Here is a 13,203-nt window from a genome sequence, read left to right on the forward strand (position 1 = left end):
GGACATATTTCCTTCCAGGCTGTTGGTTGCCTTGCGAGTTACCTCATGCAGGAAAGGCCATGGCCCGCATTGCCGTCATAACGCATGAATTTGACCGCTTCCAGAGCCGGCGGGGCCTCCTGCTGCGCCAGGACAGCCCCTACATGCTGTTCGACGTCCTGGCGGAGCTGAAACGGCGCGGTCACTCCGTGCAGATCATGCGTGGACCCTCGGCAAGTCATAACGCCGATATTGCCGTCCTGCATGTCGACGCGACAGTGACGCCATCGGACTATGTCGACTACGCGCGCGGATTTCCGATTTGTCTCAATCTTGGTGCAACCGACATTTCCAAGCGCCGCATCAGCGGTGCGATCCTCGAGGAGGGTGCCAACTGGAGCGGCCAGGTCATCGTCAAGAGCAACCTCAATCATTGGGGGACGCCCGAGGAGCAGCTCAACCGAAAATCCGTTCGCGCCGGCAAGGCAGTGCCTTTCCCGGGCGCTCAGACCTTCGACCGTTATCAGGTGCATGCCTCGCTGGCCGATGTGGCGCCGGAGATTTTCAGGCGTGCCGACCTGATCGTGGAAAAATTCATTCCCGAAATCGAGCCCGACGGGTTTGCGGCGCGGTTCTGGATATTCTGCGGCGATCGGGAGCGCTGCACCCGCTATGTCTCGCCGCAGCGCCTGGTCAAGGGCGACGACACCGTCCGCCGGCAGCCGGTTGCGGTTCCCGACGAACTGCGCGCCTTGCGTCGGAAGCTGGGCTTCGACTATGGCAAATTCGACTTTGTCGTGCATGAGGGCAGGGCCGTGCTGCTCGATGCCAACAAGACCCCAGGTCGCGCCAGGAACCTGTCGAAGATTGTTGCCGCCGGCACAGCCAACCTGGCCGACGGCTTCGAAAACCTCATCCACCAGACCGGACGGGGTCGAATCGGGCGCTAGAGAAACAGTCCCAACTGCGTATGGATGATCGACCGGTAGTCCTCGATGGTGTGGCGGCTTTCCTCCTGGTCCTGGGTCAGCGCCATACGCACGACGCCGCCGGCCAGCTGGAAGATCAGGAAAACCATACGGCCGAACTCATTGCGTCGCTCTGGCGCGAGAAAGGGGCCGACATGGTCGCAGAACATCGTCGCCTGGTGCCGGGTTTCGGCGATGTCGAGATTCTTCAGCGCCTTGTCAGCCTGGATGGCGTTTTGCAGGTCCTGAATGGCGGGGTCGCCGGCGACGCGCTCATGGTAGTCGTCGAGCAGCCGGTCGGCCGCAGCGATAACGTCGCTCAGCCCGCCGACGTCGGCAACGATCGCGGCAAGCCGGGCGCGGCTCACTTCGGAGAATCGCTCGTAGAGCATCGCCAGGATCGCCGACTTGTTGGGGAAGTAATGATAGACGGTGGCGATCGGCCCGCCGGCCTGTGCGCCGACTTCCTTCATGGTGACGGCGTCGATGCCTTTCTCGCCGATCAGCCGCATGGTCGTCGACAGGATGGCGTCGATGCGCTCGCGGCTGCGCTCCTGTTTGGGCCTGCGCCTCGGTTCGGTCGTCATCTGCACTGCTTCGTTCATGCCGCCATCCTCTCGATCGCCCAGACCATTCGATCGCCAAGACCATCCCCAGCCTTGTTGGTGCCAAGTCCCGCTACTGATTGACAAACGAATATGATCGAGTATCAGTTTCTAAATGCTGACAGACTGTCAGTTTTTTTGCCGTCAGGCAAGGACGTTGGGAGGCGACCGTGACTTCTGCTGGTAACGCGGATGCCGGGAACGGCGACTGGCTGGTCGGCAACCCCACTGGGGCGCAACTCGCCTCGGCATTGTGGATCGGCTCGGTCGGCCTGCTCATTCTCGGGCTGCAGCCGGTGCTTCTCGGCGCGCTCTACACCGAAGGGCATGTCAGCGGTGACGAACTCGCGCTGGTCGCCACGGCGGAGATGATCGCCATCGGCATCGGATCGGCGGCCATCGCCATGATGCTGTCCGCCCACAATATGCGCTTGAAAAGTGCCGTCCTTCTGCTCTTGCTGGCGCTGGCGAACGGGGCGACCGCCTATGCGCTGACCTCGACCTCGCTGATTGCCGCCCGCGCGGTGGCGGGCCTCGCCGAGGGTGGGCTGGTGGCGGTCGCCACGGAACTGATCGCCCGTTCGCGCCGGGCCGAGCGCATCGGCGGCTTCTTCGTCACCCTTCAGACGCTGGCGCAATGCGCCCTTGCCCTGCTGCTGGCGCTTTACGTCATCCCGGCCGCCGGATCGGCAGGCGGCTTCATCGTCCTTGCCGTCGTCTGCATCGCTTCGGTGGCGGTCGCCTTCATCGTTCCCGATAGCTATGCCGACCTGCCCAAGGAGGAACAGTTCAGCAATGTGCTGACCGTTCCTTCGCTTGCCGCTTTGCTGTGCGTCTTCTGCTACTTTATGTTCTTCGGCTCGGTCTGGGCGTTTCTCGAGCCGCTTGGCGCACAATACGGCATCGATGGCCGCAGCGTCGGCCTGATCGTCTCGGCCAGCCTGGCATTGCAGGTGCTGGGCGCAATGACGGCTACCGTCTTCGAGGCGCGTATCGACTACCGCTTCGCCATCGTGGCGATCGGCGTGGTCGCCGTCGCCAGTTCCGTGGTGCTCGCCGGCAGCCCCGGCCTGACGGTTTTCTGGGTCGCGGCCTTGATCATGGGCTTCATCCTTCTGTTCATCGTGCCCTATCAGATCCGGCTGGCGATCACCGCCGACGAGACGCGCACGGCCGTGCTTCTGGTGCCGGCGGCCCAGCTTTTCGGTCTGGCGATCGGCCCGGTCGCGGCATCGCTGCTGATCGACGGCAAGGATTTTCGGCCGGTGCCGGAATTTGCCGCCGCCAGTGCTGCGGCCAGCGTTGTGCTGCTCGGCCTGTTCGTCCTGATCGCACGGCGCCGCCGCGCCATCGCCTGAGACACGACCGGGGGAGCATCTCCTCGATACTTGACTAAGTCAAATAAATGACCGATCGTTGATGGGCAGGAGGCTTCCCATGACGATCCATCATCAACCCGGCAAGGAACGCATCGACGCGGTGCGGGCTTTCAACCGCTTCTACACCCGCCAGATAGGTCTGCTCGACGAAGGCCTGCTGAAAAGCGCCTTCTCGCTGACCGAGGCGCGGGTGCTCTACGAACTGGCGCATCGCGATGGCCTGACCGCCAGCGATCTCATCCGCGATCTCGGCCTCGACGCCGGTTATGTCAGCCGGCTCCTGAAGAAGTTCGAGCACCTGCAGCTGATTGCGCGCGCGCCGCTGGCGTCGGATGCGCGGCAGTCGTCGATCACGCTGACGCCGGTGGGGCGGCAGGCCTTCGCGCCGCTGAACCGGGCTTCGCACGACCAGGTCGCGGCCTTGCTGGAGCGGCTTCCTGCTGCCGAACAGGACCGGCTGGTCAAGGCCATGCAGACGGTGCAGCAACTCCTGGGCGACAGCCCGGAGTCCAAAGTGCCGTATATGCTGCGCCCCTTGCAGGTCGGCGACATCGGCTGGGTGGTGCGCCGCCAAGGACAGATCTACGCACAGGACTATGGCTGGGACGAAACCTACGAGGCGCTGGTCGCCGAAATCCTCGGCGCCTTCGTAAAATCCTTCGATCCAGAATGGGAACGCAGCTGGATTGCCGAACGGCAAGGGGAGGTGGTCGGCTCGGTCTTCGTCGTGCGCAAATCCGACGCGGTGGCGAAGCTGCGCCTGCTCTATGTCGAACCATCGGCGCGCGGCCTCGGCATCGGCAAGCGGCTGGTTCAGGAGTGCATCGGCTTTGCTCGTGCCAAGGGCTACACGACGCTGACCCTATGGACCAACGACATCCTGACCGCCGCCCGCCACATCTACGAGCGTGCCGGCTTCAGGCTGGTGGACGAAGAGCGCCATCACGCCTTCGGCAAGGATCTGGTCGGCCAGAACTGGAACCTGGAGCTGTAGCGCCTTTTCACCGGAAGAAGGCAAGATCGCGCGCAAACGCTCTCACACTCTAACCGGAATCCATATCTCCAGCCCGCCATTGCCACTGCGCGGATCGAACTCCGGGCCGTAGCGTTCGAATTCGGGGCCGTCGGCTATATCGTGCCCCGAGGCCGGCAGCCATTTGTTCCAGATCGTGTTGACGGTGCGGCGGATCGTGGAGATGTGCTCGGCATGGGTGAACACGGCGTATTTCTGCACCGGCACGCGCACCCGGGAAAGCTCCTTCGGCAGGTCGGAGAAATCCAGCACTTCGACGCCGGCGATGTAATCGAAATTGCCGGCATCGTCGCCGTTGACGCAGACGCCATAGGCGACGTCGCCGGTCTCGCCCGGAATGTTGCCGATATAGGGACCGAAACGCTGCCACTGCATCGGAATGGCAGCGCTGGTCTCGCAGCTGTAGCGTTCACCGAGCCCGGCAATGAGGAAGGGGCGGCCGGTCTCGAAGCGCGGCGGCGGCAGTGAGGCGAGGAAGGACTGGTCCATCAGGATCGGCTCCACGAGGTCGAGATTGCTGAGGCTGCCCTGCGCGCGCACCAGTTCCGGCGTCGTGCCGAACTGGTCGCGGAAGGCACGGGTGAAGGCTTCGTGCGAGGCGTAACCGGCATCGAGCGCGACCGCGAGGATGTCGGGCGCGCCGGAGGCCAGCTTGCGCGCCGCTTCGGTCAGCCGGCGCGCGCGCATATAGCCCATCACCGAACGGCCGGTGGCGGCGCTAAAGGCGCGCGTCACATGAAAGCGCGAGACGCCGCTGCTTTGCGCGACATCTTCAAGCGAGATCGCTTCCGGCAGATGGCTCTCGACAAACCACAGCGCTTTCTCGGTCGGGTTCATAGGTCTCCTCGCATTTGGCGGCACATTTTGTCGGCTTTTTGCGAGGCCAGTTTGATCGAAATTGCGCCTGTCGTAAAATCGAAGGGCGCTGGTCGACTGTGGCAGGTCACCATCGTGGAAAGCCGTTGCTGGGCGGCCTCGGCCTGGCTCGCTGGGACAATATCTGGGCGCGCTAGGTGCGGGCACCACCCTTGCCTATGCGCTGTGGAACCACCGCCGGCTCGATGCCGTCGCCGCCGGCGAAATGCCGCCGAAAGCCTAGGTGTGCCGGTGGCGAGGACGCGCAAGACGACCTTTCTTCTCACGGCGTTCTCGACGGCAATTCACGTCTCGGTCGGGAGGTCATCCGCAACCGTTATTGACTGTGCCATGACCGCATCTGCATGGCTGCCATCCCTCTTTTTCGGCTCTGGTGCAATGCGGCGCCTTGAATGGTAAGCACGCTTATAATATATACCGCTCATGGTTTCCGACGGCATAGATAGATTGGGCTTTTTGATCCACGACGTGCAGCGCCTTATGCGCAAGCGCTTCGAGGCGCGCGCCAGCGGACTTGGCCTTTCCTCGGCACAATGGCGGCTTCTGGTTCGCGTTGCCAAGGAGGCGGGCGTCGCCCAGGCTCGCCTCGCCGAACTTCTCGAAATCGAGCCGATCAGCGTTTCACGCCTCGTCGACCGGATGGAGGAGGGCGGCTGGATCGAGCGGCGCTCCGACGCAACTGACCGGCGCGTGCGTATGATCTTCCCGACAGCCAAGGCGAACGCGGCCTATGCCGAGGTCAAAAGCCTTGCTGGCGAAGTTTATGAGGAATCGCTGGTCGGCGTTTCGCCGGACGACCGCCGCGTCCTTATCCGGGCGCTGGACACCATCGTGCAAAACCTGGCGGACGGCGAGACGTCGTCCTTGAAGAGTACGGAAGGGGCAGCAGCATGAACGCGGCAGCCAAGCTAGACGAGAATGTAACCAAGATCGAGACGCCGGCAAAGCCGGCCGCCGAAGCGCCTGCACAGCCGGCCGCAGCACCTGTCGCGGTGGCTCCCCCGGTTCAACCCGCTCCGGCTCCGGTCAAGAAGCGCCGCCTCGGCCGCTTGCTGCTGATGGTCGCCCTGCCGGCCGCGCTGGCCATTGGTGGCGGTTATGTCTGGGTGACCGGCGGCCGCTATCAGGAAACCGAGAACGCCAATTTGCAGCAGGCCAAGGTGTCGATCGCCTCGGACACCGCCGGCCGCATCGTTCAGGTCGGCATCTCGGACAATCAGCAGGTCAAGCAGGGCGATGTGCTGTTTGCCATCGACCCCGAGCCCTACCGGATCGCGTTAGCCCAGGCCGACGCGGCGGTCGCAGTCGCACGCGTCGGAATCGAACAGCTGCGCGCCGCCTACAGCCAGGCACTGGCGCAGGAAAAGTCCGATGCCAGCCAGGTCGACTACGCGCAGTCGCAGTATGACCGCGCCGCCGACCTTGCCCAGAAGGGCATCAACGCCAAATCGTCGCTGGACGAGGCCAAGAACGATCTCGACAAGGCCAGGCAGCAACTGGCCGTTGCCGAGCAAGGCATCATCAGCGCCAAGGCGGCTCTCGCCGGCAATCCCGATATCGAGACCGACAAGCATCCGACGGTGATGGCCGCACTCGCCGCGCGCGACAAGGCCGCCTACGATCTGGCGCAGACCACGGTCAAGGCGCCGGCCGACGGCGTCATCAGCCAGGCCTCCTCGTTCAAGGTCGGCCAGTATGTCGGTTCCGGCACGCCGCTGTTTGCGTTGGTCGAGACCGGCGACACCTGGATCGATGCCAATTTCAAGGAAACCCAGCTTACCCACATGAAGCCTGGCCAGAAGGCCGAGATCGTCGTCGACACCTATCCGGGCAGAACTTTCGAGGCCACCGTCAAGGCGATCGGCGCCGGCACCGGCGCGGAGTTTTCGCTGCTGCCAGCTCAAAACGCGACCGGCAACTGGGTCAAGGTCACGCAGCGCATTCCGGTGCGCCTGGAGCTGACCGATGCCGACGCCAAAATGGCGCTGCGCACCGGCATGAGCGCCTCGGTTACGGTGGATACCGGCGTTGCCCGCGGCTTCCCCGCTATCTTCGGCCCCGCCACCGCAGGCGAAGCACAATAGACTGTGAATGGACCGTGATCTCGAAAAGCAGGAACACGGCCCGGCAGAACGCCCGCCGCAGGCGAGGTGAAGTTGAGATGACAGGATCGGTCCGACGGCAGGTTGAACGAGGGGTGGATTGGACCGGGCCGCATCGCGGCCTGCCCAGAACCTGGACCACTTCGGCGCCGTCTTCGGACCTTGGATTTCCGGGCGGCAAGCGCCTGATGTGTCGAGACCTTCGATCGATGTAACCCCCACATCGATAGATCGCGTCCCACCGCGATGAGGGTCTCTTCACCAGAGAAGGCCTCGCCGCCCGGAAACCTAGTGTACACGTTTTTGTTACCTGTCGGAAGTTCCGCATCATGACCACACCAGAACCTTTCAAGGAAGTGCCGCATCGCGGCTTGATCACCGTGGCGCTGATGCTGGCGACCGTCATGCAGGCGCTCGACACCACGATCGCCAATGTCGCGCTGCCGACCATGACCGGCGACCTCGGCGCCTCGCCCGACAACATCAACTGGGTGTTGACCTCCTACATCGTTGCCGCCGCGATCATGACGCCCGGTGACCGGCTGGCTGGCCGACCGCTTCGGCCGCAAGGAACTGTTCCTGGCGGCGGTTGTCGGCTTCACCGTGTTCTCGATGCTGTGCGGCATTGCCTGGAGCCTGGAGAGCATTGTGTTCTTCCGGCTGATGCAGGGCGTGTTCGGCGCAGCCATCGTGCCGCTGTCGCAGACCTTCCTGCTCGACATCAACCCCAGGGAACGCCACGGCCAGGCGATGGCCATCTGGGGCGCCGGCATCATGCTGGGGCCGATCCTGGGTCCGACGCTGGGCGGTTGGCTGACCGAGAATTTCAACTGGCGCTGGGTGTTCTTCATCAATTTGCCGGTCGGCATCATCGCCTTCCTCGGCATGGCAGCCTATTTGCCGGTCATTGCCCGGCGGATACGCAGCTTCGATTTCTTCGGTTTCGCCATGATTTCGCTCGGCGTCGGCGCACTGCAGCTGCTGCTCGACCGCGGCGGCGAGGTCGACTGGTTTTCCTCGGTCGAAATCTGGATCGAGCTTGCTCTTTCGATCACCGGCTTCTGGGTTTTCATCATCCATACACTGACGGCGGAACGTCCTTTCATCGACCCCAAGATCTTCCTCGACCGCAATTTCGTCACCGGTCTGGCCTTCATCTTCGTCATGGGCGTGCTGATCCTGGCCTCGATGTCGCTGCTGCCGCCGATGCTGTCGACCATCTTCGGCTATCCGACCGTCACCATCGGCGTCGTCCTGGGGCCGCGCGGTGTCGGCACGATGATTTCGATGCTTGTCGTTGGACGGCTCATGAGCAGGATCGACGCCCGCATCCTCGTCGTCATCGGCTTTCTGCTCACCGCGCAGTCGCTCTACACCATGTCCTCCTTCACGCCGCAGATGGACAATTGGCTGATCCTCAGCTCCGGCGTCATCCAGGGCCTGGGCATGGGCATGGTGTTCGTGCCGCTGTCCACGGTGGCCTTCGCCACGCTCGACGTGCGCTTCCGCACCGACGCCACGGCCCTGTTCAGCCTGGTTCGAAATCTCGGTTCGTCGATCGGTGTGTCGGTGGTGACGGTTCTCATGGTGCGCAACACGCAGGTTAATCACACCGAACTGTCGGCTTTCATCAACCCGTTCAACCCCAATTTGTGGGCGGCCTCGCCGGCGGCAGCAGGCGGCGATCCGACGGCACTTTCGCAGGTGGACCGCATGGTCAACATCCAGGCGATGATGATCTCCTACGTCAACGACTTCAAACTGCTGATGGTGATGACGCTGGTTGCCATTCCGTTTGTCTTCCTGCTGCGCAAGCCGAAGACCGCTCCGGCCGGCGCGGCCGCTCCTGCCGCGCATATGGATTGAGGCGGGCGCCGGTAGCGCTGGCAGCAAGCTGGTTGCCCCTGATGATTTGTTGCTCGGATGATCGTCAAAACCCGCGTGTGCAAAAGAATATCGATAATGAGCCGTTGGAAGTTGATTTGAAATGACATTTGCACCTTTGGTATCTGGTTGCTGACGCCTCCAATTCCGTTACAGTTCATCTTGAATTAGCACATCTGTAACATTGTCAGTCGACTTTCGTCTGGCACGACAGAGGCCCTTTCTTGTTTCAGGTGCCAAACCGGAGGAGGTCTGTTTGGTCACGAAGTCATCCAGAAGATCCGTCGGGGCGCGCGGGCCGGTGGGCGTAGCCGCATTGGCAAGACTGGCTGACGTTTCCTACGATACGCTCGAGGGAGAACTTCGCACGACCATTGCGGGTCTCGAAGGGCAGACCCTGCGCTTCGAGACTGCGATCGAGAATATTTCGCAAGGCATCTGCTTTTTCGATGCCGATGAACGGCTGATCCTGAGCAACCGGCGCTATGCGGAAATCTACCGCATTGCGCCCGAGGAATTGCGGCCTGGCGTGACACTGAGCGAAATCGTCGAACGCCGCGTCGCCGCCGGCACGGCGGCGACGGCCGCCGACACCTATCTCGCAACGGCTCGCTCGATCAATTCGGGCAAGGCTTCGCGGCTCTGGACCGCCAAACTTGTCGATGGTCGCACAATCCAGATCCGTAACCAGCCCATGCCCGATGGCAGTTGGATCGCCACGCATGAGGACATCACTGAACTCCTCGCCAATCGGCAGATCGTCGACGAGCGCATTTCGCTGCAGGCGCTGATCGACTGGGTGCCCGATTACCTCTGGGTCAAGGATACGCAAAGCCGTTTCGTCGTGGTCAACAGCGCCCTTGCGACCGATAGCGGCCGCAACAAGACCAGCGACATGATCGGTTTGACCGATTTTGATCTCCACCCCCCGGAAGTTGCGCGGAAATTTCGCCTGGTCGAGCAGCGCCTGCTCAAGAGCGGACAACCAATGATCGACGCGGAAGAGTTTGTCGTCGATGCGTCGGGGAACGGCAAATGGCTTTCGTCGACGAAGGTGCCGTTGCGCAATCGCCAAAATGAAATCTTCGGCCTGGTTGGCATTGCCCACGACATCACCGCCCGCAAGCAGGCGGATGTCCTTCGCAGCGGGCAGGCGCAGATCCTCGAAATGATTGCCACGAGCGCGCCGCTGGAGGACGTGCTCGACCGCCTCATGCGCTTCGTCGAGGCTCAGTTGAAGGGGATATTCGGTTCCGTCCTGCTGCTCGACAAGGACGGCATTCATTTGCGTCACGGTGCGGCGCCGGGCCTGGCGAAAGCCTATACGAGCGCCATCGATGGGGCGGCCATCGGTCCCAAGGTGGGATCCTGCGGAACCGCCATCTACCGGCGGGAACCGGTCATTGTTACCGATATTCTGCAGGATCCGCTTTGGGACGATTACCGCGAACTGGCGGCACCCCATGGCTATCGTTCGTGCTGGTCAACCCCGATCCTGTCGCATCGGGGCGTCGTGTTGGGCGCCTTTGCCATGTATTCGATGACCGTGCGCGAACCCACCCATGCCGAGACCCGCCTGATCGAGTTCACCACACACATTGCCGGCATCGCGATCGAGCGCAAACTGGCGGAAGACCAGATCCACTTCATGGCCAACCATGATGCGCTGACCGGCCTGCCCAATCGCGCTTTGCTGGAGGATCGGCTTTCCCAGGCGGTCCTCTACGCGCAGCGATACAATCGCTGGATGACGGTAGTGTTCATCGATCTCGACAATTTCAAACTGGTGAACGATACGTTTGGCCACAATGCCGGCGACGAACTCCTCAAGACCGTCGCCAGCCGTTTGGTTGGATGCGTGAAGGCCACCGACACCGTCGTGCGGCTTGGCGGCGACGAATTTGTCATCGTCCTGTTCGACCAAACCACCAATGTCGATGTGGTCTCGGAAACCCTGCAGACGATCAGGGATGCGATCGCGGAACCGGTTCTTGTCGGAGAGCATCGGCTGAGAACGACGGCCAGCATCGGCATCGCAAATTACCCGAAGGACGGGACCAGCCCGGATACGCTGTTGGCCAATGCCGACGCCGCCATGTATCGCGCCAAGGAATTCGGCCGCGACAATTTCCAGTTCTATGCCCCGGAGTTCAACTCAACGGCACATGAAAAATTCCTGCTTCAGGAGGAATTGCGAAACGCGCTCGCCCGGTCGGAATTCGCTCTGCACTATCAGCCACAGGTGGATCTGCGATCAGGGCAGGTTTTCGCCGTCGAAGCGCTGGTGCGCTGGAACCACCCGACGCGAGGCCTGGTTTCGCCGGCGATGTTCATCCCGACCGCCGAGGAGACCGGGCTGATCGTGCCGCTCGGCGACTGGATCCTGCACGAAGCCTGCCGGCAGAACAAAGCCTGGCAGCGCGCCGGTCTGTCGCCCGTAACCGTCTGCGTCAACGTGTCGGCGCGGCAGTTCCGGGAGAAGAACCTGATCGACCGCGTCGTCAACGCATTGAAGGAAAGCGGCCTGGAGGCGAGGTATCTCGAGCTCGAAGTGACGGAAAGCCTGATCATGCAGGATTTCGAGCTGGCGGTCGCAACGATGAACGGACTGCAAAAGCTCGGCGTGCAGATATCGATCGACGATTTCGGAACAGGCTATTCCAGTCTCAGCGCCCTCAAGACGTTTCCGGTGGCGCGGCTGAAGATCGACAAGTCCTTCATCAACGATCTCGCGACCGACGAGAACGATCAGGCGGTCACCGGCGCCGTGATTTCCCTGGGGCAGAAGTTGAACCTTCGGGTGCTGGCCGAAGGTGTCGAAACGGAAGACCAGGTCGCCTTCCTGCGCAAGAACAATTGCGACGAGGTGCAGGGCAATTATTTCAGCAAACCGCTGTCGGCCGGGGATATCGGCAAGTTGATCGCGAAAGGCTGACGGCCGGCTCGCGTCGTAGCCGCTGGTCTTTACTTTCCGAGCACCAGGCTCCAGTAGCGGATGGCGCTGTCGCGCCCGTCGCGTACATAGGCGAGGCCGAAGCGGCTGAAATCCGGATCGAGCATGTTGCGGCGGTGGCCGGCCGAATGCATCCAGATGTCGAACAGTTTCTGCTGGTCGAAGCGGCCCTCCGCGATGTTCTCGGCGGCGGCGCCCCGCACGCCATTGTCCTTCATCCGCGACGCGAAATCCTTTCCCCAGCCCGTCGTGTGGCTCATGCGTTCGCGTGAGGCCATATAGCCGGCCTGCTGCCGAGCGGCCTGCTCGAGCTGGGCGTCCGGCACCAGCGCCGGCAGTCCGGCCGAAGCTCGGATGCCGGCCAGCGTCGCGGTGGCGGAGGACGAGACACCGGCGCCTTCGCCGGTCGGCACCGAGACCGTGCTGCAAGCAGCGAGGCCGGCCATGGCTGCAAGGCCGATCAGCAGCAGGCGCCTGTTTGGTTTTGGACTTGCTGCGCCAGAGCGGGTTTGCGCGAGCGGGTGATTGGTGGTGCAGATCATTGTCATGCCTGCCTGACTTAGCGGCGATCATGGCTTTTGCCGGGCAGGGCTGCGAAAATCTCAATCGCTGGCCTCCGTGCAGGTTCGGCCGGCCGATTCGAATGGGAAGGTCGGCGGCCGATGTAGTCTCGGCGCGCTGCGTCGATCAGCGTTGCGCGTCGGTCGCCATTTTAAGCGCCAGCCCAGCAAGCACCGTGCCCATCATCCAGCGCTGGATGACCATCCATAGCGGCCGTCCGGCAAGAAAGGTGGCGATCGAACCGGCCGTTACCGCGATGATGGCATTGACGGTCAGGCTGATCGAGATCTGCGTGGCGCCGAGCACCAGAAGCTGCGACAGCACATGGCCCTTGCCCAGCGAGATGAACTGCGGCAGCAGCGACAGATAAAGCACCGCCACCTTGGGGTTCAGGAGATTGGTCATCAGGCCCATCGCGAACAGCTTGCGCGGCCTGTCCTTCGGCAGTTCGCGCACCTGGAATGGTGAGCGCCCGCCGGGCCGCACTGCTTGCCAGGCGAGCCATAGCAGATAGAGCGCGCCGGCAATGCGCAGTGCGTAATAGGCAAACGGCACGGCAAGCAGCAGCGCGGTGATGCCCAGCGCAGCCGATACGACATAGAACAGAAAGCCGGCCGCCACGCCGCCGAGCGAGATCAGCCCGGCCTTGGGGCCTTGCGACAGCGAGCGCGAGATCAGGTAGATCATGTTCGGCCCGGGCGTCAGCACCATGCCCAGGCAGACCAGCGCGAAGGCTAGATGGTTGGCGGTTTCGGGCACGGGCAATCTCCGGGAAGCGGTGACGATACCGAGCACGCGTTTTGACTCACCGCAAGAGCATGATGGCCGGAGACTTTGCGCCAGCGTCGAAAATTGGCGAAAGC

10 protein-coding genes and 1 pseudogene are annotated in these 13,203 nt (G+C 62.7%); 7 read left to right on the forward strand and 4 right to left on the reverse strand.

The genetic code is table 11. The annotated features are described in order from the left end of the window. Positions 1-59: 59 nt before the first annotated feature. A complete protein-coding gene (locus NKI37_RS14485) occupies positions 60-929 on the forward strand; it encodes a hypothetical protein (RefSeq protein ID WP_023715203.1) in 870 nt (289 codons plus the stop codon). Here the strand turns inward: NKI37_RS14485 and NKI37_RS14490 are convergent. Continuing rightward, positions 926-1,552, reverse strand: coding sequence for a TetR/AcrR family transcriptional regulator (locus tag NKI37_RS14490; protein WP_023835099.1), 627 nt, complete (start codon positions 1,550-1,552; stop codon positions 926-928). The two genes, NKI37_RS14485 and NKI37_RS14490, sit on opposite strands and share 4 nt — an antisense overlap. 170 nt (positions 1,553-1,722) lie before the next feature. On the opposite strand from NKI37_RS14490, the gene NKI37_RS14495 reads away from it, so the two are divergent. Next, positions 1,723-2,910 (forward strand): MFS transporter, encoded by a 1,188-nt coding sequence (locus tag NKI37_RS14495; protein WP_023821184.1) that lies wholly within the window; start codon positions 1,723-1,725, stop codon positions 2,908-2,910. A gap of 79 nt (positions 2,911-2,989) precedes the next feature. Next, a complete protein-coding gene (locus NKI37_RS14500) occupies positions 2,990-3,925 on the forward strand; it encodes a bifunctional helix-turn-helix transcriptional regulator/GNAT family N-acetyltransferase (protein ID WP_352790322.1) in 936 nt (311 codons plus the stop codon). A gap of 42 nt (positions 3,926-3,967) precedes the next feature. On the opposite strand, the gene NKI37_RS14505 is transcribed toward NKI37_RS14500, so the two are convergent. After that, positions 3,968-4,801, reverse strand: a complete 834-nt coding sequence (locus NKI37_RS14505) for an AraC family transcriptional regulator (RefSeq protein ID WP_352790325.1) — start codon at positions 4,799-4,801, stop codon at positions 3,968-3,970. 462 nt (positions 4,802-5,263) lie between these two features. Here NKI37_RS14505 and NKI37_RS14510 point away from each other — a divergent pair, with 462 nt between their 5' ends. The 4 genes and pseudogenes from NKI37_RS14510 (at position 5,264) to NKI37_RS14525 (ending at position 11,761) form a co-directional block, all read left to right on the forward strand. After that, a complete protein-coding gene (locus NKI37_RS14510; RefSeq protein ID WP_023705728.1) occupies positions 5,264-5,734 on the forward strand; it encodes a MarR family winged helix-turn-helix transcriptional regulator in 471 nt (156 codons plus the stop codon). Continuing rightward, positions 5,731-6,924, forward strand: coding sequence for an HlyD family secretion protein (locus tag NKI37_RS14515; protein ID WP_352790328.1), 1,194 nt, complete (start codon positions 5,731-5,733; stop codon positions 6,922-6,924). Before NKI37_RS14510 ends, NKI37_RS14515 begins: the two co-directional genes overlap by 4 nt. Positions 6,925-7,271: 347 nt before the next feature. Beyond that, a pseudogene (locus NKI37_RS14520) lies at positions 7,272-8,808 on the forward strand (DHA2 family efflux MFS transporter permease subunit). A gap of 334 nt (positions 8,809-9,142) precedes the next feature. Beyond that, the gene (locus NKI37_RS14525; protein WP_352794479.1) at positions 9,143-11,761 is read left to right on the forward strand and encodes an EAL domain-containing protein; all 2,619 of its coding nucleotides are present in this window, start codon (positions 9,143-9,145) and stop codon (positions 11,759-11,761) included. A 29-nt stretch (positions 11,762-11,790) separates the two neighbouring features. Here the strand turns inward: NKI37_RS14525 and NKI37_RS14530 are convergent, their stop codons facing one another. Then, complete coding sequence (locus tag NKI37_RS14530) at positions 11,791-12,321, reverse strand: CAP domain-containing protein (protein ID WP_023671529.1); 531 nt, start codon at positions 12,319-12,321, stop codon at positions 11,791-11,793. A gap of 145 nt (positions 12,322-12,466) precedes the next feature. After that, complete coding sequence (locus NKI37_RS14535; protein WP_023705731.1) at positions 12,467-13,099, reverse strand: LysE family translocator; 633 nt, start codon at positions 13,097-13,099, stop codon at positions 12,467-12,469. Positions 13,100-13,203: the final 104 nt, after the last annotated feature.

This window comes from Mesorhizobium sp. M0626 (assembly GCF_040320665.1).
Classification (GTDB): Bacteria; Pseudomonadota; Alphaproteobacteria; order Rhizobiales; family Rhizobiaceae; genus Mesorhizobium.